This is a genomic window from uncultured Azonexus sp. (assembly GCF_937982035.1).
In the GTDB taxonomy this organism is placed as follows: Bacteria; Pseudomonadota; Gammaproteobacteria; order Burkholderiales; family Rhodocyclaceae; genus Azonexus.
Window position 1 is genome coordinate 71213 of sequence record NZ_CALJNI010000012.1, and the last position, 25076, is coordinate 96288.

18 protein-coding genes are annotated in these 25076 nt (G+C 64.6%); 12 read left to right on the plus strand and 6 right to left on the minus strand.

Annotation, left to right across the window (positions count from 1 at the left end; genetic code table 11):
• Positions 1-9: 9 nt before the first annotated feature.
• From Q0799_RS09530 to Q0799_RS09565, 8 genes are all read left to right on the plus strand, one after another.
• A complete protein-coding gene (locus Q0799_RS09530; protein WP_298397901.1) occupies positions 10-2841 on the plus strand; it encodes a 2-oxoglutarate dehydrogenase E1 component in 2832 nt (943 codons plus the stop codon).
• Positions 2842-2865: 24 nt separating this feature from the next.
• Positions 2866-4101 carry a 2-oxoglutarate dehydrogenase complex dihydrolipoyllysine-residue succinyltransferase gene (gene odhB, locus Q0799_RS09535; RefSeq protein WP_298397621.1) on the plus strand — a complete coding sequence of 412 codons (1236 nt, stop codon included), beginning with the start codon at positions 2866-2868 and terminating at the stop codon, positions 4099-4101.
• A 72-nt stretch (positions 4102-4173) separates the two neighbouring features.
• The gene (lpdA, locus tag Q0799_RS09540) at positions 4174-5595 is read left to right on the plus strand and encodes a dihydrolipoyl dehydrogenase (RefSeq protein WP_298397624.1); all 1422 of its coding nucleotides are present in this window, start codon (positions 4174-4176) and stop codon (positions 5593-5595) included.
• A gap of 101 nt (positions 5596-5696) precedes the next feature.
• Positions 5697-6815 (plus strand): cell division protein ZapE, encoded by a 1119-nt coding sequence (zapE, locus tag Q0799_RS09545; protein ID WP_298397627.1) that lies wholly within the window; start codon positions 5697-5699, stop codon positions 6813-6815.
• A 10-nt stretch (positions 6816-6825) separates the two neighbouring features.
• A complete protein-coding gene (locus Q0799_RS09550) occupies positions 6826-7623 on the plus strand; it encodes a hypothetical protein (RefSeq protein ID WP_298397630.1) in 798 nt (265 codons plus the stop codon).
• 71 nt (positions 7624-7694) lie between these two features.
• Positions 7695-9656: a TonB-dependent receptor gene (locus Q0799_RS09555; RefSeq protein ID WP_298397633.1), complete on the plus strand. Its 1962-nt coding sequence runs from the start codon at positions 7695-7697 to the stop codon at positions 9654-9656.
• Positions 9656-10174, plus strand: coding sequence for a YfiR family protein (locus Q0799_RS09560; RefSeq protein WP_298397636.1), 519 nt, complete (start codon positions 9656-9658; stop codon positions 10172-10174). The genes Q0799_RS09555 and Q0799_RS09560 overlap by 1 nt, the downstream gene beginning before the upstream one ends.
• Positions 10171-12525: an ATP-binding protein gene (locus tag Q0799_RS09565; RefSeq protein WP_298397638.1), complete on the plus strand. Its 2355-nt coding sequence runs from the start codon at positions 10171-10173 to the stop codon at positions 12523-12525. Before Q0799_RS09560 ends, Q0799_RS09565 begins: the two co-directional genes overlap by 4 nt.
• A 54-nt stretch (positions 12526-12579) precedes the next feature.
• On the opposite strand, the gene Q0799_RS09570 is transcribed toward Q0799_RS09565, so the two are convergent.
• The 4 genes from Q0799_RS09570 to lysS form a co-directional block, all read right to left on the minus strand.
• A complete protein-coding gene (locus tag Q0799_RS09570) occupies positions 12580-13851 on the minus strand; it encodes a bifunctional O-acetylhomoserine aminocarboxypropyltransferase/cysteine synthase (RefSeq protein ID WP_298397640.1) in 1272 nt (423 codons plus the stop codon).
• Between the two features lie 107 nt (positions 13852-13958).
• Positions 13959-15878: a bifunctional tRNA (5-methylaminomethyl-2-thiouridine)(34)-methyltransferase MnmD/FAD-dependent 5-carboxymethylaminomethyl-2-thiouridine(34) oxidoreductase MnmC gene (mnmC, locus tag Q0799_RS09575; RefSeq protein WP_298397642.1), complete on the minus strand. Its 1920-nt coding sequence runs from the start codon at positions 15876-15878 to the stop codon at positions 13959-13961.
• The gene (locus Q0799_RS09580) at positions 15878-16396 is read right to left on the minus strand and encodes a hypothetical protein (RefSeq protein WP_298397645.1); all 519 of its coding nucleotides are present in this window, start codon (positions 16394-16396) and stop codon (positions 15878-15880) included. Before Q0799_RS09580 ends, mnmC begins: the two co-directional genes overlap by 1 nt.
• On the minus strand, positions 16396-17889 hold the full coding sequence (lysS, locus tag Q0799_RS09585; protein WP_298397648.1) for a lysine--tRNA ligase: 1494 nt from the start codon (positions 17887-17889) through the stop codon (positions 16396-16398). The genes Q0799_RS09580 and lysS overlap by 1 nt, the downstream gene beginning before the upstream one ends.
• A 127-nt stretch (positions 17890-18016) precedes the next feature.
• On the opposite strand from lysS, the gene Q0799_RS09590 reads away from it, so the two are divergent.
• A complete protein-coding gene (locus Q0799_RS09590) occupies positions 18017-18991 on the plus strand; it encodes a nucleoside recognition domain-containing protein (RefSeq protein WP_298397651.1) in 975 nt (324 codons plus the stop codon).
• Here the strand turns inward: Q0799_RS09590 and Q0799_RS09595 are convergent, their stop codons facing one another.
• The gene (locus Q0799_RS09595) at positions 18992-19318 is read right to left on the minus strand and encodes a cupin domain-containing protein (RefSeq protein WP_298397654.1); all 327 of its coding nucleotides are present in this window, start codon (positions 19316-19318) and stop codon (positions 18992-18994) included.
• Positions 19315-20419, minus strand: a protein-coding gene (gene prfB, locus Q0799_RS09600) for a peptide chain release factor 2 (protein WP_298397656.1) whose coding sequence is annotated in 2 segments (ribosomal slippage) — positions 19315-20337 and positions 20339-20419 — 1104 coding nt in all. Because the reading frame shifts where the segments join, the coding sequence is not laid out codon by codon here. The genes Q0799_RS09595 and prfB overlap by 4 nt, the downstream gene beginning before the upstream one ends.
• Positions 20420-20689: 270 nt before the next feature.
• Here prfB and Q0799_RS09605 point away from each other — a divergent pair.
• The 3 genes from Q0799_RS09605 (at position 20690) to Q0799_RS09615 (ending at position 25064) form a co-directional block, all read left to right on the plus strand.
• On the plus strand, positions 20690-21880 hold the full coding sequence (locus tag Q0799_RS09605; protein ID WP_298397659.1) for a methyl-accepting chemotaxis protein: 1191 nt from the start codon (positions 20690-20692) through the stop codon (positions 21878-21880).
• A gap of 7 nt (positions 21881-21887) precedes the next feature.
• Positions 21888-22778 (plus strand): nitrate- and nitrite sensing domain-containing protein, encoded by an 891-nt coding sequence (locus Q0799_RS09610; RefSeq protein ID WP_298397662.1) that lies wholly within the window; start codon positions 21888-21890, stop codon positions 22776-22778.
• Between the two features lie 144 nt (positions 22779-22922).
• On the plus strand, positions 22923-25064 hold the full coding sequence (locus tag Q0799_RS09615; RefSeq protein ID WP_298397665.1) for a bifunctional diguanylate cyclase/phosphodiesterase: 2142 nt from the start codon (positions 22923-22925) through the stop codon (positions 25062-25064).
• Positions 25065-25076 lie beyond the last annotated feature (12 nt).

Below are 25076 nucleotides of genomic sequence, written 5' to 3' on the forward strand. Positions count from 1 at the left end.
ATGACTACGATGAACGATAAATTCGACAGCACGCTTTACTTTGGCGGTAACGCTCCCTTCGTCGAAGAAATTTACGAAAACTACCTCAACGATCCGACCTCGGTTCCCGCCGAGTGGCGCGATTACTTCGATCACCTGGCCCAGATGCCCGGCTTCGTCGCCCGCGATGTGGCGCACGCCCCGGTGGTTTCGGCCTTCGCCGAACTGGCCAAGAGCGGCGGCTTCAAGCCGGCTGCGCCGGCTTCCTCGACGACCGAGCACAAGAAGCAGTCGGCCGTCGGCCAGCTGGTCACCGCCTACCGTTCGCTCGGTACGCGCTGGGCCGATCTTGATCCGCTCAAGCGCCTGCCGCGCCCGAAGCTCGACGAACTGGAGCCGTCCTTCTACGGTTTCACCGATGCCGACCTGAACCAGACCTTCAACGTCGGTTCGCTCAAGGGCCTGCCGGAAAACGCCAAGCTCAGCGACATCCTCGAAACGCTGAAGCAGACGTACTGCGGCACCATCGGTGTCGAGTACATGTACATGACCGATTACACCGAGAAGCGCTGGCTGCAGGAAAAGCTGGAAAGCATCCGCTCGCGTCCGACCTTCAACGTCGACCAGAAGAAGCGCATTCTCGAGCGCCTGACGGCTGCCGAGACGCTCGAACGCTATCTGCATACCAAGTATGTCGGCCAGAAGCGCTTCTCGCTCGAAGGCGGTGAATCGCTGATCGTCGCCATGGACGAAGCCGTGCGTACCGGCGGTGCCATGGGCGTTGACGAAGTCGTCGTCGGCATGGCCCACCGCGGCCGCCTGAACGTGCTGGTCAATACGCTGGGCAAGGCTCCGTCGATGCTCTTCGCCGAATTCGAAGGCAAGAAGAAGAGCGATCTGTCGGCCGGTGACGTCAAGTACCACATGGGCTTCTCGTCCGACGTGTCGACGCCTGGCGGCGCCTGCCACCTGACGCTGGCCTTCAATCCGTCGCACCTTGAAATCGTCAACCCGGTGGTCGAAGGCTCGGTCTATGCCCGCCAGGTCCGTCGCGGCGAAGGTGCCAAGTCCAAGGTCATGCCCATCCTGATCCACGGCGATGCCGCCGTCGCCGGTCAGGGCGTGAACCAGGAAATGCTCAACTTCTCGCAGACGCGCGGTTACGGTGTCGGCGGTACGCTGCACATCGTGGTCAACAACCAGGTCGGCTTCACCACCTCCGACCCGCGCGACTACCGTTCCGGCCACTACTGCACCGACATCTTCAAGATGTCCGACGCCCCGATCTTCCACGTCAATGGCGACGATCCGGAAGCCGTGGCGCTGGTCACCCAGTTGGCCGTCGAATATCGCCAGACCTTCCAGAAGAACGTCGTTGTCGACATCATCTGCTTCCGCAAGCTCGGCCACAACGAGCAGGACGAGCCGATGGTCACGCAGCCGCTGATGTACAAGATCATTTCCAAGCATCCGGGTACCCGCAAGCTGTACGGCGACAAGCTGATCGCCGAAGGCACGCTGCCGGCCGACGGTCCGGACCAGATGATCAAGGAATATCGCGAGCACCTGGACAAGGGCGAACTGCTGTACAACCCGGTGCTGGCCGGCTACAAGCATCCGATGACCATCGACTGGACGCCGTTCCTGACGAAGAACTACATCGAGACCTGCGACACCCGCGTGCCGGTTGCCGAACTGCAGCGTCTGGCCCAGCGTCTGACCGATATTCCCGAGAACTTCACGCTGCATTCGCGCGTCAAGAAGATCGTCGAGGATCGTGCCGCGATGGGCGAGGGCAAGCTGCCGGTCGACTGGGGCATGGCCGAGAACCTGGCCTACGCTTCGCTGCTGGTTTCCGGTTACGGCGTCCGCATCTCCGGTGAAGACGTCGGTCGCGGCACCTTCTTCCACCGCCATGCGGCCTTCCACGACCAGAACCGTACCAACTGGGACACCGGCACCTACCACCCGCTGAAGAACCTGCAGGAAAAGCAGGCCGGCTTCCAGTGTTACGACTCGGTGCTGTCCGAAGAGGCCGTGCTCGCCTTCGACTACGGCTACGCTTCCGCCAACCCGTACGAGCTGGTGATCTGGGAAGGCCAGTTCGGCGACTTCGCCAACGGTGCCCAGGTCGTCATCGACCAGTTCATCGCTTCCGGCGAAGCCAAGTGGGGCCGCGCCTGCGGTCTGGTCATGCTGCTGCCGCACGGCTACGAAGGCCAGGGTCCGGAACACTCGTCCGCCCGCCTGGAGCGCTTCATGCAGCTGTGCGCCGAGATGAACATGGAAGTCTGCGTGCCGACCACGGCCGCCCAGGTCTTCCACATGCTGCGCCGTCAGGCGGTGCGCATGCAGCGCAAGCCGCTGGTCGTCATGTCGCCCAAGTCGCTGCTGCGTCACAAGGATGCCGCCTCGTCGCTGGACGAACTGGCCAACGGCGAATTCCAGCGCGTCATCGGTGAAGTGGACGACCTCGATGCGAAGAAGGTCAAGCGCGTCGTGCTGTGCTGCGGCAAGGTCTACTACGATCTGGTCAATGCCCGTCGCGAGAAGAAGATCAACGATATTGCCATCGTCCGTCTCGAGCAGTTGTATCCTTTCCCGAAGGAATCGCTCGAACAGGAGCTGGCCAAGTATCCGAAGGCGACCGAAATCGTCTGGGCCCAGGAAGAACCCCGCAACCAGGGTGCCTGGTACTGGATCGCCTCGCGTCACCACCTGGATTCGCAACTCGGCAGCAAGCAGAAGATGCTGCTGGTGTCCCGCCCGGCTTCCTCGTCCCCGGCGGTTGGCTACCTGGCCAAGCACAACGAGCAACAAAAGGCACTGATCGAGTCCGCCCTGGGCAAGATCGAGTACTGATAACTAAAGCAGAGTGGAGTCACCATGAGCATTATCGAAGTTCAAGTTCCGCAACTGTCCGAGTCCGTCGCCGAAGGCACGCTGGCTTCCTGGAAGAAGAAGATCGGCGAGGCTGTCGCCCGCGACGAAATCCTGATCGACATCGAAACCGACAAGGTCGTCCTCGAAGTGCCGTCGCCCGGCGCCGGCGTGCTGGTCGAAATCATCAAGGCTGACGGCGAGACCGTGGTCTCCGGCGAACTGATCGCCCGGATCGACACCGCTGCCGTCGCCGGTGCGGCTGCACCGGCTCCGGCTGCCGAAGCACCGAAGGCGGCTGCGCCTGCCGCCGCCCCGGCGCCGGCTGCTGCTGCACCGGCCGGTACGGCCAGCCCGGCTGCCCGCAAGATCCTCGACGAGAAGGGCATCGCTGCCGCCGACGTCGCCGGTTCCGGTCGTGGCGGTCGCGTGACCAAGGAAGACGCCGTGGCCGCCCAGGCCAAGCCGGCTGCCGGTCCGGTTGTCGCTGCCAAGTCGACGACCTCGCTGCCGGTGCCGCCGACCGGTGTCGCCCTTGGCGACCGCACCGAAGAGCGTGTGCCGATGACCCGCCTGCGCGCCCGCATCGCCGAGCGTCTGCTGCAGTCGCAACAGACCAACGCCATCCTGACCACGTTCAACGAAGTCAACATGGCCCCGGTCATGGCCCTGCGCAAGCAGTACGGCGAGAAGTTCGAGAAGACCCATGGCGTTCGCCTCGGCTTCATGGGCTTCTTCGTCAAGGCCGCCGTTGCCGCGCTGCAGAAGTTCCCGATCCTGAACGCTTCGGTCGACGGTAACGACATCGTTTACCACGGCTACATCGACATCGGTATTGCCGTCGGTTCGCCGCGCGGCCTGGTCGTGCCGATCCTGCGCAACGCCGACCAGATGTCGATCGCCGACATCGAGAAGAAGATCGCCGAATTCGGCGCCAAGGCCAAGGACGGCAAGCTGTCGATCGAAGAACTGACCGGCGGCACCTTCTCGATCTCGAACGGCGGCATCTTCGGTTCGATGATGTCCACCCCGATCATCAACCCGCCGCAGTCGGCCATCCTCGGCATCCACGCCACCAAGGACCGTGCCGTCGTCGAAAACGGTCAGGTCGTCGTGCGTCCGATGAACTATCTGGCGATGTCCTACGATCACCGCATCATCGATGGCCGCGAAGCCGTCCTCGGTCTGGTGACCATGAAGGAAGCGCTGGAAGATCCGGCCCGCCTGCTGCTCAACGTTTAAGCCAGCATCGCCGGCGCCAGTGTTCCCGCACGGGCGCTGGCGCCTTTGCACATCTGAAAGAAAGGTTGATCCATGTCCAAGCAATTTGACGTGCTCGTTATCGGCGGTGGTCCCGGCGGCTATGTCGCCGCCATCCGCGCCGCCCAGCTCGGCTTCAACACCGCCTGCGCCGAATCCAACGCCTACGCCGATCCCAAGGGCGAGCCGCGGCTCGGCGGCACCTGCCTGAACGTCGGCTGCATCCCGTCGAAGGCACTGCTGCGCTCTTCCGAACTGTACGAGGAAGCCAATCACTCCTTCGCCATGCACGGCATCTCGACCAAGGGTGTCAGCATCGACGTGCCGACCATGATCGGTCGCAAGAACACCATCGTCACCCAGCTGACCGGCGGCATCCGCGGCCTGTTCAAGAAGAACAAGGTCACCGGCCTCAACGGCCACGCCAGCTTTGCCGGCAAGGAAGGCGAGCTGTACAAGGTCAAGGTTGGCGAGGAAGAAGTCCTGGCCAAGCACGTGATCATCGCCACCGGCTCCAAGCCGCGCCACCTCGACGGCATCCCGGTCGACAACAAGGTCATCTGCGACAACGTCGGGGCGCTCGATTTCGACGCCGCGCCGAAGCGCCTGGGCGTCATCGGCGCCGGCGTCATCGGCCTGGAAATGGGCTCGGTCTGGCGTCGCCTCGGTACCGATGTGACCGTGCTCGAAGCCGCGCCGGACTTCCTGCCGTTCGCCGACCAGGACATCGCCAAGGAAGCGCTCAAGTTGTTCACCAAGCAGGGCCTGAAGATCACCACCGGTATCAAGCTGGGCAAGGTCTCGGTGGCCAAGAAGGGTGTCACCGTCGAATACGAGGACAAGGACGGCGCCAAGAAGCTCGAATGCGACAAGCTGATCGTTTCGGTTGGCCGTATCCCGAACACCGACGGCCTCAACGGCGACGCCGTCGGCCTCAAGCTGAACGAGCGCGGCCAGGTTGAAGTCAACGGCCACTGCCAGACCAACCTGCCCAACGTCTGGGCGGTCGGCGACGTCGTCCGCGGTCCGATGCTGGCGCACAAGGCCTCGGAAGAGGGCGTCATGGTTGCCGAACTGATCGCCGGTCAGGCCGGTCACTGCAACTTCGACACCATTCCGGGCGTGGTCTACACCCATCCGGAAATCGCCTGGGTCGGCAAGACCGAACAGCAGCTCAAGGCCGAAGGCATTGCCTACAAGCCGGGCAAGGTGCCCTTCCTGGCCAGCGGCCGTGCCCTCGGTCACGGCGACGCCAGCGGTTTCGTCAAGGTCCTGGCCGACGCCAAGACCGACCGTATCCTCGGCGTGCATATCATCGGCAACAATGCTTCCGAACTGATTGCCGAAGCCGTCGTCACGATGGAATTTGCCGGTGCTTCCGAAGACCTCGGCCGTATCTGCCACGCCCACCCGACGCTGTCGGAAATCGTGCACGAAGCTGCCCTGGCCTGCGACAAGCGCTCGCTGCACTTCTAAGCCCGGTTTTTCCGGCACAAAAGGCGGTTGCGGTGACGCAACCGCCTTTTTTATTTGCGAAAATAGCGACTCTTCCCCCAATCCAGAATAACGACGCCTCGATGCCTCATAAAAAACTCAATGTCTCCCCGACCGGGATGCTCGATGCCTACAACGCGCTGCTTGCCGAACGCGGCTATGTTGCCGACGCGGCGCAGATGGCGGCGGCGAATGCCCTGCAGAACCTCTACACCCAGTTGCTGCAATTCAAGGTCCAGCGCGGCAGCACCCTCAAGCGCCTGCTCAGCCCGCCCAAGCCGCCCAAGGGCGTGTATTTCTGGGGCGGCGTCGGGCGCGGCAAGAGCTTCCTGATGGATTGCTTCTACGACTCGGTTCCGTACCGGCGCAAGAAACGCCTGCATTTCCATTCCTTCATGCAGCAGATCCACCGCGACCTGGAGAAATTCAAGGGCGAGCCCGATCCCATGCTGAAGCTGGCCGAGGCCATCGCCAAGGACGTGCGCCTGCTCTGTTTCGACGAATTCCACGTCTCCGACATCGCCGATGCAATGATCCTCGGCCGCCTGCTCGAAGGGCTTTTTGCCAACGGCGTGATCCTGGTGATGACCTCGAACTACCCGCCGGACCGGCTCTACCCGAACGGCCTGCACCGCGAGAGCTTTCTCCCGGCCATCGCCTTGCTGAACCGGAATCTCGACGTCTACGAAGTCGAGGCCGGCATCGATTATCGCCTGCGCGCGCTTGAGCAGGTCGAGATCTATCACCATCCGGCCGACGACGCTGCCGAAGCCAAGATGCTCGAATACTTCCACATGGTGGCCGGCGAGGAGGGCAAGCGTGGCGGACACATCGAGGTGCTCGACCGCGACATTCCGACGGTGCGGCGCGGGCATGGCGTGATCTGGTTCGACTTCCGCACCCTGTGCGGCGGTCCGCGCTCACAGAACGACTATCTCGAAATCTCGCGCAGCTACCATACGGTGCTGCTGTCGAAGATACCGAAAATGACCGTACACCAGGCCTCGGAAGCCCGTCGTTTCACCTGGCTGGTCGATGTCTTCTACGACAACAAGGTCAAGCTAATCGCCACCGCCGAGTGCGCAGCCGACGCGCTATACACAGAAGGTACCCAGGCCAGCGAATTCAAGCGTACAGTGAGCCGCCTGACCGAGATGAACTCGCGCGAATATCTGGCCCAGCCGCATATCGTTGCACCCTGAGGAGAAGACCATGCGCCAGCGTCTGCACACCCTGTTTGGCCTGTTTCTGCTGTGCTGGATCGGCATCGTCCAGGCGCAGTCGCTGGAGGTCATCGAACTCAAGAGCCGGACGGTCGATGAAGTGCTGCCCGCCCTGCTGCCGCTGGTCGAGCCGGGCGGCACGCTGACCGGCATGAACAACCAGCTGTTCCTGCGCACCTCGCCGCGCAACCGCGAGGACATCAAGCGGGCGCTGGCGGCGATCGACAAGCCGGCACGGCGTTTGATCATCCACGTGGCCCACGATCGCCAGCAACAATCCGCCAACCGGGGCGCCGAAGCCGTCGGTCAGGTCATCTTCGGCGGCAAGCCGCAGGCCAGTGTCGATGCGCGCGTCTGGGACACCCGCAGCCAGCGCGGCGAAAATGCCGCCCAGCGGGTGCAGACCGTGGAAGGCGGGCGCGCCTTCATCCAGGTCGGTCGCTCGCTGCCGGTGCCGATGCGCCAGATCGCCGTCGGTCCGGGCGGCGCCATCGTCAACGACAGCATCGTCTATCGCGACATCGGCAGCGGTTTTCACGCCAGCCCACGGGTCAGCGGCGATCGGGTGACGCTGGAAATTTCGCAGCAGGCCGAACAACAGGAAGGGCGGGGCGTGATTGCCGGACAGCGACTGGCCACCACGATCAGTGGCCGGCTCGGCGAATGGATGGAACTCGGCGGCACCGGCCAGCAGGCGAACACGCGCCAGGGCGGTTCGTACAGCGTCGGCACCGGGCAGATGCGCGATGCGCGCTCGATCTGGCTGATGGTCGAGGAGATTGACTGATTCTTGCGCTCGACGGCAACAGAACAGAAAAAACGGGGGAGATGATGGGGCGTAGCAGATCGGGAGCGCTTTTGCCGGCGTTCGTTCTTGCCATTGCGACGGCTGCGCCGGCGAGTGCGCAATCGGTGGATGCGGCAGCGCTCAGCCTTGAGGATCTGCTCGAAGTCACGGTCACCGGTGCAGCCAAGTACGCGCAGAAACAGAGCGAGGTCGCGGCGGCAGCCAGTGTGATCACCCGCGACGAGATCAAGGCTTTCGGCTGGCGCACGCTCGACGAGGCATTGTCCAGCCTGCCCGGCATCCATACCTCGTACGATCGCCAGTATGGCAGCATCGGCACCCGCGGCATCGGCCTGCCCGGCGACTACCTGACGCGGGTACTGGTCGCGGTCAATGGCAATCGGATCAACGATGCCTTGTACGACGGCGGCACCGTCGGCCGCGATTTTCCGGTGGACATCGATCTCGTCGAACGGATCGAGTTCATCGGTGGACCGGGCGGTGCGGTTTATGGTCAGAACGCAATGTTCGGCGTGGTCAACATCATCACCCGCGATGGCGCCAGTCTGGACGGCGGCGAGGCCGCCGTGGCCTGGAAGTCTCGCGGCAACCAGCGGGAGGCTCGGATCAGCTGGGGGCGTCGGCTGGAGAACGGGGTCGACGCGATGTTCTCGGTTTCCGGTCTGCGCGCCGACGGCCAGACGCTGAACATGGCTTACCCCGGAGCCGGCCCGGGTGGCAGCGATGTGGCCGGGCGGGTTGCCGGTCAGGATGGCGAGCGCGACCGCGAGTTCTTCGCCCGTGTCGCGCGCGGCGCCTGGTCGGCCGAAATGGCCAGCGGCAAGCGGCGCAAGGACGATCCAACCGCTTCCTTCTTTGCCGATGCGCTGGCCGACGGCCATTACCAGCGCGACGCCTATAGCGTGATGCAAGTGCAGTACCGGCAAAGCTACCTCAATGACCGACTTGAAGTCCTCGCCCGCGCCATTTATGGGCGGCAGCGCTATGACGGCATTTACCGTTATTCCGGTGTGCCCAATCTGGCCAGGGGGGAGAGTGACTGGCACGGCGGCGAACTGCGTCTGCTGCATACCGGCATCGCCGGGCACAAGCTGCTGTTCGGTGCCGAGTGGCAGCGCAACAGCCGCATCATGCAGAGCAACGACGATCCGACCACCGTCGGCATCGATACCTTGATCCGCGGCGACGGCCGGCGTCACGGTATCTATTTCCAGGACGAATGGCAATTTGCCGATGCCTGGACCTCGGTTGTCGGCCTGCGTGCCGACCGCAGCGATGTCGGCGGTTCCCAGATCAGTCCGCGACTCGGCCTGATCTGGCAGGCGGCGCCGGCGACTACCCTGAAGATGCTGTACGGCCGGGCACATCGAGCACCGAATGCCTATGAGCGCGACTACGACGATGCCGTCTCGCAGATCGCCAATCCGGGGCTGGACAACGAAATCGTCGATACCTACGAACTGATTGCCGATCATCGCCTGGGCAACGGTACCAGCCTGCGGGCTTCGCTCTACCGCTGGCGCCTCGACGACATCATCAGCCTGACCACCGATGCGGCCAGCGGCCTGACGCAGTACCGTTCGGGGCAACGCATCGATGCCCGGGGCATCGAACTGTCGGCGGCGCGCCACTGGCTTTCCGGTGTTCGTCTGCGGGGCAGCGTGTCGTTCCAGGATGTCACCCAGGCAGCGGGCCGGGAACTGGAGAATTCCCCGCGCTGGCTGGGGCGGCTCAACCTGATCTACCCGCTGCCCTGGCATGGCCTGCGGCTGGGTTACGAGTACCGCTTCGAGGGGCGTCGGCGCACTCTGGACGGTGCCATCCTCGATGCCTACAGCCTGTCTCACCTGAACCTGAGTGCCGAGGGCTGGATTCGTGGCATGGACTTGTCGCTTGCCGTGCGGAATCTGTTCGACCGGCGCTACCGCCATCCCGGCGCCGACAGCAACTGGCAGGACAGTTTCACCCAGGACGGGCGGGCCGTGCTGTTGAAGATGGATTACCGTTTCTGATGACGCGCCTGCGGCTTCCGTTCCTCGCCCTGTGTGCCTCGCTGCTGGCGCTGCCGGCTGCTGGCCAGGGTTTTACCGAGTACCAGCTGAAGGCTGGCGTGCTGTACAACTTCATTGCCTTCACCACCTGGCCCGAACCGCCTCCGCCCGTGCTCAACGTCTGCATCTATGGCACCGATCCCTTTGGTCGGGAAATCGACACCCTGCAGGGACGCCGGGCCGGCGGCAGCAGTCTGGCCATCCGCCGGGCAGGCAGCGTCGAGGCGCTGGCGCCGTGCCATGTCGTCTTTCTCGGCCAGGCTGCCATCGGCAACCTGCCGCGGGTCGTCGAATACCTCGGTAACCGTCCGGTGCTGCTGGTGACGGACGCGCCCGGCAGCAGTGCGCGCGGCATCGTATTGAACATGGACATGCAGGAAGGCCGACTCGGTTTCCGGGCAAATCTTGTCGAAGCGCGTCACCGTGGCCTCAGTCTCAGTTCGAAACTGCTGCGCCTGGCCAGCGAGGTGGTCCAGTGAGTCGTGACGATAGCCGGACGATTCCCCTTGGTCAGCGCCTGGCCGGTATCAACCGGCGCATTCTTGCCGGCGCGCTTGGCATTTTTGCGCTGATCGTCGTCGCCAGCAGCCTGCTCCTTGGCGTTTCCGCCCTGCTGCACGCCCATCGCGGGCAGGCCGCCATCCTCGGCGAAAATCTCGGTGCCAGCCTGGTGTTCCGCAATCCGGAGGATGCCACGGCGCTGCTGCGCTCACTCGAGCATGCGCCGGAGGCTCTCGCCGCTGTCGTTTATGACGAGGCCGGTTTGCCTTTCGCGCAATACCTGACGGCCGGTGGGAGCGAACCGCAAGCGCTGCCGGCGGTCGGTGAGAAAATCGATTACCTGGCCGGTCATGTCGAACTGGTCCGGCCGATCCGCCATCAGGAGCAGTTGCTCGGCAACCTGTATCTGCGCGTCAGCCTGGGGGCGCTTTACTGGCAGATGCTGGTCCAGCTGGCGGTCATTTGCTCGACCGCCCTGCTGGCGCTGCTGCTTGGCCAGCATCTTTCACGCCGCCTGAGTCGCAGTGCCTTGCGGCCCCTGGCCGACCTGACGGTTCTCCTGGAGCAGGTTTCGCAGCACGGCGACTTCAGCCTCCGGGCACACCCCAGCCGCATCCACGAACTCGACACCCTGGCCAGGGGCTTGAACGCGATGCTCGACGAAATCCGCAACCGCGACCAGAGCCTGCGCGAACACCGCGATTCGCTGCAGGTGCTGCTCAAGGAGCGGACCGCCGCCATGGAGCAGGCGCGTATTGCCAGCAGCGCCAAGACCCGTTTCCTGGCCAACATGAGCCACGAGATACGCACACCGCTCAATGCGGTGATCGGTCTGACCGGCATGCTCCAGCGTACGGCGCTCAATCCGTGGCAACGGGAGCGCCTGCGCAAGATCGAGGCGGCCGGTCAGCATCTGCTGACGGTGATCAACGACATCCTCGACCTGTCCAAGATCGAGGCCGGGCGGATGCAGCTTGAGGAAACCGATTTCTCGCTCGACGATGTTCTGGGGCAGGTGGAGACGCTGATTGCCGAGACGGCGGCGAGAAAGGGGCTGACAGTGGCGGTCGAGCGCGGCGACGTGCCCCGCTACCTGCGGGGCGACCCGACCCGGCTGCGCCAGGGGCTGCTCAACTTCGCCAGCAACGCGATCAAGTTTACCGAACGCGGCGGTATCGCCATCCGTACTTCGCTTGAGCATGCCGAGGGCGACGCCTTGCGTGTGCGCTTCTCGGTCGAGGACAGCGGGGTCGGCATTCCGATCGATCGCCAGGCAAAGCTGTTCGAGGCCTTTGAGCAGGGCGATGCCTCGACCACCCGCCGCTATGGCGGTACCGGTCTGGGCCTGACCATCACCCGCCGGCTGGCCGAGTTGATGGGTGGCGACATCGGCGTCATCAGCGAGCCCGGAAAGGGCAGCGTATTCTGGTTTTCGGCCGTATTGCGCATCGGTAATCCGGCGGCGCTGCTGTCGGCCGTCAGCCAGGCGCGTGCCGACAGCAGCAAGCTGTTGCAGCACTGCGCCGGCGCTCGCCTGCTGCTGGCCGAAGATAACGAGGTCAATCGCGAGGTTGCGCTCGACATGCTGGAAGCCGTCGGTCTGAAAACGGATGTCGCGATCAATGGACGGGAAGCGGTGGAGATGTTCCGTAACGGCGACTACCAGTTGATCCTGATGGACATGCAGATGCCGGAGATGGACGGCATCGAGGCGACGCGCGCGATCCGGCGCTTGCCGACCGGTCAGGCCGTGCCGATTGTTGCCATGACCGCCAACGCCTTTGACGAGGACCGCAGGCATTGCCTGGAGGCCGGCATGAATGCCTTCATCGCCAAGCCGGTCGCGCCGGAAATGCTCTACGCGGTGCTTGAGCAATGGCTGCCGGCCGGCGACGAACTGCCGGTCGTCATCGATACACCGGAGCCGACAAGCGCCGACGATGACCAGGAGCTGGCCGGGCGTTTGCGCGGAATCAGCGATCTCGATCTGGACGGCGGGCTGAAAGTTGCCCGGGGTAAAGTGGATTTTCTGGCCCATCTGCTGGTTTCGTTTGCCCGGGTACATGGCGACGACCCGGCGGCAATCAGGCGCCTGCTGGCAGCGGGGGACCTGGACGGACTGGAGCGCCTGGCCCATGCGCTGAAAGGCTCGCTGGCAACCATCGGCATTGGGTCGGTCAGTGCGCTTGCCGCCGAGCTCCAGATGGCGGCGCGAGCCGGGGATGCAGGTGCCTGTGCGCCGCTTGCCGAAAACTTTGCGGAGGCACTGACGCACTTCCTCGGCGAAGTCGGGACGGTGCTGGGCGATCAGGACGACTATAAGCGCTGAGCCAAAAAACAAACCCGGCACCAGGCCGGGTTTGTCGTTTTTGCGCTGACTTGATCAGGCGGCGTTGAGTGCCTGATCCAGATCGGCGATCAGGTCGTCGACGTGCTCGATGCCGACCGACAGGCGGATCATGTCTTCGGAAACGCCGGCCTTGGCCAGTTCTTCCGGCGACAGTTGGCGGTGCGTGGTCGACGCCGGGTGGCAGGCGAGCGTCTTGCAGTCGCCGATGTTGACCAGGCGGGTGACCAGTTGCAGTGCATCCTGGAACTTGCCGCCACCTTCGCGGCCACCCTTGACGCCGAAGTTGAGGATGCCGGAAGCGCGGCCGCCCATGTACTTCTGCACCAGCGCATGGTCCTTGTGGTCGGACAGGCCGGCGTAATTGACCCAGCTGACCTTCGGATGATTCTGCAGGAACTGGGCGATCTTCAGCGCGTTGTCGCAGATGCGGTCCATGCGCAGCGCCAGCGTTTCGATACCCTGCAGGATCAGGAAGGCGTTGAACGGACTGATCGCGGCGCCCATGTTGCGCAGCGGCACGACGCGGGCGCGGCCGATGTAGGCGGCGGCACCGAGGGCTTCGGTATAGACGACGCCGTGGTAGGACACGTCCGGCTCGTTGAGGCGCTTGAACTTCGCCTTGTGCTCGGCCCACGGGAACTTGCCGCTATCGACGATGATGCCGCCGATCGAGTTGCCGTGGCCGCCCAGGTACTTGGTCAGCGCGTGGACGACGATGTCGGCGCCGTGCTCGAACGGGCGGCACAGGTAGGGCGAGGGCACGGTGTTGTCGACGATGACCGGCACGCCATGTTTGTGGGCGACTTCGGCGAGTTTTTCGAAATCGGTGACGTTGCCGAGCGGGTTGCCGACTGATTCGCAGAAGACGGCCTTGGTCCTGGCGTCGATCAGTTTCTCGAAGGCGTCCGGGTCGCGGTAGTCGGCGAAGCGCACTTCGATGCCGTACTGCGGCAGGGTGTGCGCGAACAGGTTGTAGGTGCCGCCGTACAGCGTGGACGAGGTGACGATGTTGTCACCGGCCTCGGCAATCGTCTGGATCGACGCGGTGATCGCCGCCATGCCGGAGGCCATCGCCAGCGCGGCAACGCCGCCTTCCATCGCGGCGACACGCTTTTCCAGCACGTCCTGGGTCGGATTCATGATCCGCGTGTAGATGTTGCCGGCGACCTTGAGGTCGAACAGGTCGGCACCGTGCTGGGTGCTGTCGAAGGCGTAGGAGGTGGTCTGGTAGATGGGGACGGCGACGGCCTTGGTCGTCGGGTCCGGGCTGTAGCCGCCATGAACGGCGAGGGTTTCGATCTTCATGCGTGTGTCTCTCTTGCTTTTGTGGTGAAAGGAAAAAGTCTACAGGAGCCTGCGCAGATTAACCATGACCGGCGGATTCCGCCAATCACTTCTGCAGCTAAGCTTATTCACGTGCGGTCGTCGAAGGCATCGTCGTCTTGTGGCCGGGCGCGCGATTTGAGCAGGAAGCGGCCGGGATCGACGGCATCGACAAGGTCGATTTCCAGCGGCAGCGGGTCGCCTTCCAGGCGGCTGACCAGCAGATCGGCCATCAGCGCCGACCAGACGATGCCACGCGCGCCGAAGCCCTGCACGCACCACAGGCCGGGGTGGCGCGGCAGCGCCGGCAGGCGCGGCTGGCCCCGGATCGCGGCCGGATCGGGAAGGGGGCCGACGATCGGCAGGCGGTCCGGCGACATCGGCCGGAAGCCGGTACGGCCGGCTAGCGGCACCGGATCTTCCGGGCCGAGGTAGCCGGGCAGGCTCAGGCGCAGCCGGGCCAGGTTCTCGGCGTGGTCGTCGGCGCGTACGGAAGGATCGGGATCGTTCGGCTGCAGCGTGGCGCCGGTCAGGCGGATGCCGTCGACCTCGGGCATCGCGTAACCGTGGCGACAGACGACGTGCGCCAGCGTACGCATGGGGTCGGGCGGCAGGTGGGTGACCTGGCCGCGGGCGCTTTTCTGCGGCAGCCAGGCAAACTCCGCGAAGGCCGGGGCGCCGACGCCTGCGGCCATGACCACGACCGGCGCGCTGGCGATCTCGCCGCCGTCGGCGGCGAGCAGGCGCCAGCCATTTGTTGTTCGTTCCAGACGGTCGACCGTGACCTCATAGCGTTCGCGGATGCGCCCGGGAAAAGCCGCCAGCGCGGCGCGGCAGACCGAGGCCGGATTGACCCAGCCACCCTGCGGGAACCACCAGCCGCCGGCCTCGACCGGCAGGCCGAGCATCTCGCCGGCGCGCTCGCGGTCGACAAACTGCAGCAGTTCGGCGGGCAGTTGCAGGCGGTCGACGACGCGCCGCTGGGTCGCCTCGTGCAGCGGCTCGCGGCCGAGGTGGAGGACGCCGCAGGGCGACCAGCGGGCATCGGGCAGCGATTGCAGCAGGGCGCGGGTGGCCAGGTAGCCGGCGCGGGTCAGGCGCGACAGACGGTTGTCGTCGGCGCTGGGCAAGGGCCGCAGCACGCCGGCGACGTTGCACGAGGCGCCGGTGGCTGGTGTCGGCGCACGCTCGACGATGTCGACCTGCCAGCCGGCGCCGGCCAGGGCGCTGGCCGCCGTGCAGCCGGCGATGCCGGCACCGATGACGACGGCGCGGCGGTCGGCCGGCGGTGCGTGGCGATCGGGCCGGCGCGAACGGAAGCGGCCGTGCAGCATCTGTCGTTTGCTGGCGAAACCGGGGCGTTTTTCCAGGTCGAACTCGGCGGCTTCCAGTGCTGCCCGGACGTGGCCGGCGACCGACCAGGTGGCCAGCGTGGCGCCCGGTGCAGCGAGGCGCGACAGCGCGCGGCACAGTTCCGGCGTCCATAGCTCGGGGTTCCTGGCCGGCGAGAAGCCGTCGAGGAAAAAGGCGTCGACCGAGGCGTCGAGCTGGCGCAACTGCGTCGTCGCGTCGCCGAAGAACAGGGTCAGGATGACCTGCCGGTCGTCAAGGAAAAGGCGATGCACGCCCGGCGTCAGCAGCGGCCAGCGGGCCTGCAGTTGCGCCGCCAGTTCGGCGAACTCCGGCCAGGCGCGCTGGGCGACGGCGAGGTCAGCGGCGGAGAAGGGGTGTTTTTCGAAGGAAACGAAGTGCAGCCGCCGGCAGCGTTGCGGGTCGGCGCGCCAGGCCTGCCAGGTGGCGAGGAAGTTCAGCCCGAGGCCGAAGCCGGTTTCGAGGATGACGCAGCGGTCGCGTCCCTGCCAGCGCTGTGGTAGTTCGTTGCCGCCGAGGAAAACGTGGCGGGCCTGCGCCGGGCCGCCGTGGGCCGAGTGATAGACATCGCCGTAGACGCTCGAGTACGGTGTTCCGTCGTCGGCGAATTCGAGCCGGGCGGGGCGCAGCGGTTCCACTAGTGGAGCAGGCCGGGTTTCTGGTCTTCGGCCGGCAGGGTCGGTGATTCGGCCGCGGCGCTCGGCGCGTAATCGAGCGCCAGCGCCCAGCCGGACTGCTCGGCCGATTTGCGCAGCATGGCGCACAGCGCCTGCATTAGTTCGCTGTTGAGATTCAGCGTGAAACTACGCTCGCGCCCCTCGCGGAAGATCAGCCTGGCCAGCCCGTCGCCGCTTGCCGTCAGCGTCGCTTCGCTGGCCAGCAGCGGCGTCGATCCGAGCGGAAAGCTGGGATTGTCTTCCTTGAACGGCTGGTCAAAGCTCGACTGCGGCGCGGCGGACGCCGCCGGTTTTTCGGCCACTGCCTGCGGCCGCGCCGCCAGATGCCCGGCGAGCATGGCCACCAGATGCGGCCACAATTCGCGCAGGTAACGCCGGGTGATCCATACCCGGAACTCCTCGTTGGCTTGTGTCGCGACGCGCAGGGTCAGCCGATCCTGAACCGCATCGCAAGCCACCTGGAGCTGACGGATTTGCATTACTCCGGACGCATGGAGGGGAAGAGAATCACGTCACGGATGGCGGGGGAGTCGGTCAACAGCATGATCAAGCGATCAATCCCGATACCGCAGCCACCGGTCGGGGGCAGACCGTATTCCAGCGCGCGGATGTAGTCGGCGTCGTAATACATTGCCTCTTCATCACCGGCGTCCTTGGCTTTCATCTGTTCCTGGAAGCGGGCGGCCTGGTCTTCGGCGTCGTTCAACTCCGAGAAGCCGTTGGCGATTTCACGACCGACGATGAACAGCTCGAAGCGTTCGGTGATTTCCGGGTTGCTGTCGGAGGCGCGGGCCAGCGGGCTGACTTCGACCGGGTAGTCGATGATGAAGGTCGGTTCCCAGCACTGGGCTTCGGCGCAGGCTTCGAACAATTGCAGTTGCAGGCTGCCGAGGCCGCCCGGCTTAACCTTCTCGCCGAAGGCGACGATCTTGGCCTTGAGGAATTCGGCATCGGCCAGTTGTTCGTCGGTGAACGACGGCTGCTCGCGCTGGATCGCCTGGGTGATGGTCAGCCGGTGGAAGGGTTTGGACAGGTCGAGTTCTCGGCCCTGGTATTCGAACACTTCCTTGCCCAGCGCTTCGCGCGCGGCGTGGCGGATCAGGCCTTCGGTGAAGTCCATCAGCGTGTGGTAGTTCGCATACGCCTCGTAGAACTCCATCATCGTGAATTCGGGATTGTGGCGCGGGCTCAGACCTTCGTTGCGGAAGTTGCGGTTGATTTCGAAGACCTTCTCGAAGCCGCCGACGACCAGGCGCTTGAGGTAGAGCTCGGGCGCGATGCGCAGAAACTGCTGCATGTCGAGCGCGTTGTGGTGGGTGATGAAGGGCTTGGCCGCAGCGCCGCCGGGGATCGGGTGCATCATCGGCGTTTCGACTTCCATGAAGCCGTGGCCGCACATGTAGTTGCGGATCGACTGGACGATGGCCGAACGGGCGCGGAAGGTGAAGCGTGTTTCCTCGTTCATGATCAGGTCGACGTAGCGCTGGCGGTACTTCATTTCCTGGTCGGCCAGGCCGTGGAATTTGTCCGGCAGCGGGCGCAGCGACTTGGTCAGCAGGCGGATCTGGCTGGCCTGGATGGTCAGTTCGCCGGTCTTGGTCTTCATCAGCGTGCCGACGACACCGAGGATGTCGCCGAGGTCCCAGCCCTTGAACGCGGCGTAGACGTCCTCGCCGACCTTGTCGCGAGCGACATAGACCTGGATGCGGCCGGAAACGTCCTGCAGCGTGGCGAACGAGGCCTTGCCCATGACCCGCTTCAACATCATGCGGCCGGCGACCTTGACCTCGACCGGCAGGCCTTCGAGTTCTTCCGCCGATTTCTCGCCGTAGCCGTCGTGCAGCTTCTGCGCGGTGTTCTCGCGCTGGAAGTCGTTCGGGAAGGCGACCCCACCCTGGCGCAGCTCGGCCAGCTTGGCGCGGCGCTCGGCGATGATGTGGTTCTCGTCTTGTTGCTGTTCGGCGTTGGACATCGGGAAATCCTTGGGTAAATCGGGGTTTGGCGCTGACTGGCGCGGAAAGGGGAGATTTTCGCCGATTCGGGGGGGCGGAACAAGGGAAAGGGGGCAATTCTTCCCGCCAATGCCATAATCCCGCCCCATGGAAATCCTGATCGAAATACTCCTCAAGGCCGGCCGTTCGGCGGTCGAGCTTTCGCTGTTCATCCTGCTGCCGGTGATGGTGGTGATGCTGTCGCTGATGCGCTTGCTCGAAGCACGCGGCGCGCTCGACTGGGTGGTGGCGAAACTGGCGCCGGTGCTGAAGCCCTTCGGCCTGACCGGGCTGGGCGTGTTCGCGGCCTTGCAGATCAACTTCGTCAGCTTTGCCGCGCCGATGGCGACGCTGACCATGATGGATCAGCGCGGGGCGTCGGACCGCCACATCGCGGCAACGCTGGCGATGGTCTTCGCGATGTCGCAGGCCAACGCGGCGCTGCCGATGATGACCATGGGCCTCGACATCGGCCTGACCCTGCTGTGGTCGCTGCTCGGCGGCCTGACCGCGGCGGCGGCGACCTATTACCTGTTCGGACGTTCGCTGTCGGCGGCCGAGGGCGTGGTCGACGAACACCTTTCGCATCCGGTGGCCGAGAGCGCCAAGGGCGTGCTCGACGTGATCAACCGGGCCGGCGCCGAGGCCTTCAAGCTGGCGGTCGGCGCGATCCCGATGCTGGTGCTGTCGCTGGTGGTGGTCACCGCCTTGCGCACTTTCGGTGCCATCGATCTGCTGACGACCTTGCTGGCGCCGCTGCTCGATGCGCTGGCGATCGACCGGGCGCTGGTGCTGCCGGCACTGACCAAGTACCTGGCCGGCGGCACGGCGATGATGGGGGTGATGGACGAGATGCGTCGCGCCGGTCAGATCAGCGTCGAACTGCTCAACAGCAGTGCCGGTTTCCTGATCTCGCCCTTCGACCTGCCTGGTGTTGCCGTGCTGATCTCGCCCTTCGACCTGCCTGGTGTTGCCGTGCTGATCGCGGCCGGGCCGCGTGTTGCCAAGGTGTGGAAACCGGCGGCGCTCGGTGCCTGCATCGGCATCGCGCTGCGCACCGTCGGCCACATCGTCTTTGCCTGATCAGGCGGCGTAGAAAACGGCCAGCCAGACGGTGGCCTGATCCGGCGCCGTCCAGTCGACACGGTGCCGGCGGTGTGGGGCAATGTCGATGAAATCGCCGGCGCGCAGGTGGCGGGCGTCGGCTTCGTCGGCGAAGCGTAGTTTCGCTTCGCCCTGCAGCAGCACCACCCATTCGCCTTCGTCCTGGTCGTACCAGAAATCCGGCGGGCTGGCCTGCCCGGTGGAAACGATGCGCTCGATGCGCAGTCCCGGGCGCTGCAGAATCGTCGCGAATTGCTCGTCGGCCAGCGCGGCCGACGGCAATCCGGCGAACAGGTTGGGCGTCACACGCCCTGTTTCAGGCTGGCCTCGATGAAGTCGTCGAGGTCGCCGTCGAGTACGGCCTGTGTGTTGCCGGTCTCGAAGTTGGTGCGCAGATCCTTGATCCGGCTCTGGTCGAGCACGTAGGAACGGATCTGGTGGCCCCAGCCGATGTCGGACTTGGCATCCTCCAGCTTTTGCTGCTCGGCCTGCTGCTTGCGCAGTTCGAACTCGTAGAGTCGGGCGCGCAGCATCTGCCAGGCTTCGTCGCGGTTGCGGTGCTGCGAACGGTCGTTCTGGCACTGGACGACGATGCCGGTCGGGACGTGGGTCAGACGCACGGCGGAGTCGGTCTTGTTGATGTGCTGACCGCCGGCGCCGGAAGCGCGGTAGGTGTCGGTGCGCACGTCGGCCGGGTTGATCTCGATTTCGATCGAGTCATCGACTTCCGGATACACGAAGACCGAGGTGAAGCTGGTGTGGCGGCGGGCGTTCGAGTCGAACGGCGACTTGCGGACCAGGCGGTGGATGCCGGTTTCGGTGCGCAGCGTGCCGTAGGCGTGGTCGCCGGTGAACTTGACGGTGGCGCTCTTGATGCCGGCGACGTCGCCTTCCGACTCTTCCATGACCTCGACGGAAAAGCCCTTCTTTTCACCGAACTTCAGGTACATGCGCAGGAGCATCGATGCCCAGTCCTGGGCTTCGGTACCGCCGGCACCGGCCTGGATTTCCAGGAAGCAGGGCATCGGGTCGGAGGGATTGTTGAACATGCGGCGGAATTCAAGCTTGCCGACTTTTTCCTCGATGCCGGCATTGTCGGCTTCGACCGACAGCAGCGTGTCGTCGTCGCCTTCTTCCTTGCCCATGGCAAAGAGTTCGCGGCCGTCGTTGATCGCGCCATCGACTTCCTCGAGGACGAGAACGATGTCTTCCAGGGCCTTCTTCTCACGACCGAGTTCCTGGGCACGCTTGGGGTCGTCCCAGATCTTCGGGTCTTCCATCTCCTGGTTGAGGAGGGTCAGACGCTCACGTTTGTGATCGTAGTCAAAGATACCTCCGTAGCTCGTCGGCGCGCTGCGCCAGGTCGTCGAGCTTGTTGGAGATGCTGTTCAGCCGTTCTGCTTCCATGAGACAAATTCCAATGCTTTGAAAAGACGCAATTATAGCTGCCGGGCACGGCGATGCCGACCGGATTGTGTATTGCCGGGGAGGGCACCACGCCGGTGCGCGCCTTGCGGCGATGCGCATCCGCAATGCCCCGATTTTGGGATTTTTGCTGTATCAGCGAATGGTGTTTTTATTTATCTCGTTGATTCCAATAGTGATGATTTTCGGATTCCAGATGGCAAGGCTCTTGCATATTGCACTGCACAACAGTCAATCAATGACGAGGGCCCCATGACAGAGAGCGATGTGCCTGTTTCACGACCTTTGCTGGTCAATTTACGTAGTCCCCAGCTTGCCTGCTGGTTGCTGGCGGTGGCCGCCGGCGCCGCCATTGCGCTGGGATTTGCCGGCGGCTGGCCGGTTTACCTCGGCTGGCTGGGCGGTGCTGTGCTGCTGTTGTCGGCCTGGTTGTCGCTGCGTCTGGTTCGTGGCCTGGAGCAGGGACTGGTGGAGATCGACCGCTTCGCGCTGGAGTTGGCCGGCGGCAAGCTGGTGGCCCGTCTCGACGGCCGCGATTGCGGCGTTCTGGCGCCGCTGGCCGAGCGCCTGAACGGCATGGCCCGCTCGCTGGCCGGGCTGTTCCTGGTTTTCGCCCGGATGGCGCAGGAGATTTCCAGCGTCGCCAGTGAGAGCAAGCAGAACGCCAGTGGCGGCGATGCCGGCGTGCGCCGGCAGCGCGACATCACATTTTCCTCGTCGGCCACGCTGGAGCAATTGACCGTCAGTCTCGGCGTCACCAGCGACAGTGCGCAGGGCGCCGCCGGTGTGGCCGAAGCATCGCGGCAGATGGCGCTGGCCGGTGCCAGTCGGGTCGGCAGCCTGTCCGACAGCCTGTCCGGGCTGGCCGCGACGGTGGAGCGCACGGCGGCCGGTGCGGCACGGCTCGGCGAGCGCTCGCGCGAAATCGACACCATCGTCGGACTGATTTCCGATATCGCCACCCAGACCAATCTGCTGGCGCTCAATGCCGCCATCGAGGCAGCGCGCGCCGGCGAGCAGGGACGCGGCTTTGCCGTGGTCGCCGACGAGGTGCGCAAGCTGGCCGAACGGACCAGCGTTGCCACCCGCGAGATCGGCGAGCGTATCGAGGGCGTCAGGCACGAGGTCGACGGGATGATTGCCGCCATGGCGCAGACCCGTGACGAGGCGACGGCCAGCCTGACCGATGCCGGCGAGGCGGTTGGCGAATTGCGCCGGGTCGAGGAAAACGCCCAGCGCACGCTGGAACTGATCCGCGATATCGCGGCTGCCAGCCGCGAACAGAGCGAGGCCGGGCAGAACATCGCCCGCGACATCGAGCAGGTGGCGCAACTGGCCGATGCCAACGAGCATCTGGTCAGCGAGAACAGCGAACTGTCGCGTTACCTGAGCGAGCTGGCCGGGCAGTTGAACGGCGCCCTGAACCAATATCAATACGAGTGAGGCAGCCATGGATTGGGTCATTTATTCGCTCCTGGGGGCAGCCGTGCTGATCGCGCTGCTGACGCTGGCGCAGCATCACCGGCACAGTCGGCGCGACGCCGGCCAGTCGCTCGAACTCAACCTCGACGCCTGCCGGACCTTGCTGGCGCTGACGGCGCATTTCCAGCAGCACCGCGGCATGAGCTCAGCCTGGCTGGCCGGCGACAAGGGATTCGGCAGCAAGCTGGAGAGCAAGGCACGGGAAATCGAGGGCCTGTTCCAGGCACTGCGGCCGCTGGCCGACAGCGAGTCCGGCAAACCCCATCCCTGCCTGACGGCCAACGAGCTGAGCCTGTTCCGGCATCACTGGGGCGGATTGCGCGAACGCCTGGGGCAGTTGTCGGTCGAGCAGAGCATCGTCGAGCACAGCCAGTTGATCGAGCAGTTGCTGCGCTGGCTGGCCGCGCTTGGCGAAGCCCGCCTTGAGCCCTTGGTCGCCGGGCGCGGCGAACGCAATCTGGTGCGCAACTACGCCACCCGCCTGCCGGCGCTGACCGAATGCCTGGGCCAGGCGCGTGCTGTCGGCCTGAGCGTGACGACGCGCGGTAGCTGCTCGGCGGTTGCCCGGGTGCGGCTGCTGTTCCTGATCGGCCGGGCCGAATCCATCCTCAAGCAGGCCGGCGAGGGCGGGGCGATGAACCGCAAGGCCGAGCATGCCGTTCAGCACATGGTGCGCTTGCTGCGCCAGCGGGTGCTCGGCACCGGCGGGGTGACGGTCGGCGCTCAGGAATATTTCGACGACGCAACGCGTGCGGTCGATGCGGTTTTTGCGTGGATTGCCGACAACGGCCGGGTGTTGTCCGATGCCGGGATCGGTGCATCGGCCGGGCGCCCGGGGGGGAGTTATGCGCTTTCCTGAATTGATTGCACCGTATTGGTGCGCCGCTGTTTGGAAACTGACGAATTGTTATGGTTTTCCCGGAAATATTGCGAAAAGTGCTTGAATTTGAGCAGGCAAGGTTTTTGCTAATGATTCATCGTAATGACTCAATGTATCTGCATCGTGAACGATATTGCATCACCCAACGGTTTTCTTCCTGTCCTGCGCAAGCGTCGTGAATCAGCCTGGAATGGCATCGACACCGACCGCGTGCTGCAGGTACTTGTGCACAACCTGGAGGGGATGGTCTTTCGCTGCGCCATCGACGAGCAGTGGACGATGCACTTCGTCAGCGACGGCAGTCGCGAGCTGACCGGTTATTGCCCGGACGAACTCGAACACAACAAGGTCACGTCGCTGGAGGTGATCACCCATCCCGAAGACCGGGCCCAGGTGCGGCGGGTGATTTCCGCAGCGATGGCCGGCAGCGGTCGCTATCGCGCCCAGTACCGGATCGTGCATCGGCGCGGGGCGGTCAAGTGGGTGCTTGAGCGCGGTGCTGTGGTGTTCGACGAGAAAGGACAGCGGGTACTCGAAGGCTTCATCGAAGATATCACCGAGCAGGTCGAGAGCCAGCGTCAACTGGCCGATGCCGAGCTGCGCTACCGCAGCATTTTCGAGGATTCCGTGGTCGGCATGTTCCAGACCTCGATCGACGGTCATTACCTTGCCGCCAACCGGGCGCTCGCCGAACTCTATGGCTACGAGAATCCGGCGGCGCTGATCGCCGGCCTGTCCGACATCGCCGGCCGACTCTACGTCGAGGCCGGGCGACGCGAGGAATTCAAGACCCTGATCCGCGAGCACGGACGGGTGACCGATTTCGAATCCGAGGTCTATCGCCGCGACGGCAGCCGCATCTGGATTTCCGAACATGCCCACGTGGTGTACAGCCCCGAGGGTGAGGCGCTGTATTACGAAGGGACGGTCGAGGATGTGACCGCCCAGCACAATTACCGGCAACAACTCGAATACCAGGCGACGCACGATCCGCTGACCGGGCTGCCCAACCGCAACCTGCTCCAGGACCGCCTGCAGCAATTGCTCAACCTGGCCCAGCGTCGAGGGACCAAGGGCTCGCTGGCTTTCGTCGATCTCGACAACTTCAAGCTGATCAACGACAGCCTGGGGCATGGTGCCGGCGACAAACTGCTGGTCGAAGTGGCCCGCCGACTCAAATCCTGCCTGCGCGATACCGATACCGTCGCCCGTTACGGCGGCGACGAATTCGTGCTCATCCTTGGCGACGATGGCGGCCTCAGCGACACCTTGCACATCCTGCGCCGGGTTCGCAACGCGATTGGCGAACCGGTCATGCTCGACGGCCAGGAAGTCCGCGTCGATTGCAGCATCGGTGTCAGCGTCTTCCCCGACGACGGTGCCGACCTCGGTGTCCTGCTCCGCCATGCAGACGCGGCCATGCATCATGCCAAGAAACTGGGCAAAGGGCAGTTCCAGTTCTACACCGAGTCGCTGAATGCCGAGGCGCGCGACCGTCTGGCGCTCGACTCGGCGCTGCGCCGGGCAGTCGAGCAGGAGGAGTTGCACGTCGTCTATCAACCCAAGGTCGATGCCCGGGGCCGTCCCTTCGGTTTCGAGGCCCTGGTCCGCTGGGAGAGCGCCGAATTCGGCAGCGTGTCGCCGGTGCGTTTCATTCCGCTGGCCGAAGAGAATGGCCTGATCGGCCAACTGACGGTTTTCGTGCTGCGCACCGCCTGTCGGGAAGCGGCCAGGTGGCGGGCTGCCGGCCACGGGCATCTACGCGTGGCGGTCAATATTTCGCCCAGCCTGTTCCGGGAAAAGGACCTGGCTGCGCTGGTCCGCACCGTCCTCGCAGAAGCCGGACTGCCGCCGGAAAACCTCGAACTCGAGATCACCGAGGGTGTGCTGATGGGCGACGTCCAGCGCACGCTGGCCGTGCTCAATGAACTGAAGGCGATGGGCGTCTACATCGCGGTCGACGACTTCGGCACCGGTTACTCCTCGCTTGCCTACCTCAAGCGTTTCCCGATCGACATCCTCAAGGTCGACCGCTCCTTCGTGCTCGAATGCGATCAAGGCAATGGCGGACTGGCCATCACCCGCGCCATCGTCTCGCTGGCGCACAGCCTGAATCTGCGGGTGGTCGCCGAAGGCGTGGAAAAGCAGACTCAACTGGCGGTGCTCAACGCGCTCGGCTGCCAGGAGTTTCAAGGCTACCTGTTTGCCCGGCCGATGCCGGCAGCGCAACTGGCGGGCTATCTTGACGAAGCCGGATCACGGTAAATTTCCCACATG

Bases quoted from the DNA above. Each gene is read 5' to 3' on its own strand.
- Q0799_RS09590 (WP_298397651.1), top strand. From the start codon at position 18,017: ATGGAAATCCTGATCGAAATACTCCTCAAGGCCGGCCGTTCGGCGGTC.
- Q0799_RS09605 (WP_298397659.1), top strand. From the start codon at position 20,690: ATGACAGAGAGCGATGTGCCTGTTTCACGACCTTTGCTGGTCAATTTA.
- odhB (WP_298397621.1), top strand. From the start codon at position 2,866: ATGAGCATTATCGAAGTTCAAGTTCCGCAACTGTCCGAGTCCGTCGCC.
- Q0799_RS09580 (WP_298397645.1), bottom strand. From the start codon at position 16,396: ATGCAAATCCGTCAGCTCCAGGTGGCTTGCGATGCGGTTCAGGATCGG.
- Q0799_RS09610 (WP_298397662.1), top strand. From the start codon at position 21,888: ATGGATTGGGTCATTTATTCGCTCCTGGGGGCAGCCGTGCTGATCGCG.
- Q0799_RS09570 (WP_298397640.1), bottom strand. From the start codon at position 13,851: ATGAAGATCGAAACCCTCGCCGTTCATGGCGGCTACAGCCCGGACCCG.
- lpdA (WP_298397624.1), top strand. From the start codon at position 4,174: ATGTCCAAGCAATTTGACGTGCTCGTTATCGGCGGTGGTCCCGGCGGC.
- Q0799_RS09550 (WP_298397630.1), top strand. From the start codon at position 6,826: ATGCGCCAGCGTCTGCACACCCTGTTTGGCCTGTTTCTGCTGTGCTGG.
- Q0799_RS09530 (WP_298397901.1), top strand. From the start codon at position 10: ATGAACGATAAATTCGACAGCACGCTTTACTTTGGCGGTAACGCTCCC.
- Q0799_RS09560 (WP_298397636.1), top strand. From the start codon at position 9,656: ATGACGCGCCTGCGGCTTCCGTTCCTCGCCCTGTGTGCCTCGCTGCTG.
- zapE (WP_298397627.1), top strand. From the start codon at position 5,697: ATGCCTCATAAAAAACTCAATGTCTCCCCGACCGGGATGCTCGATGCC.
- lysS (WP_298397648.1), bottom strand. From the start codon at position 17,889: ATGTCCAACGCCGAACAGCAACAAGACGAGAACCACATCATCGCCGAG.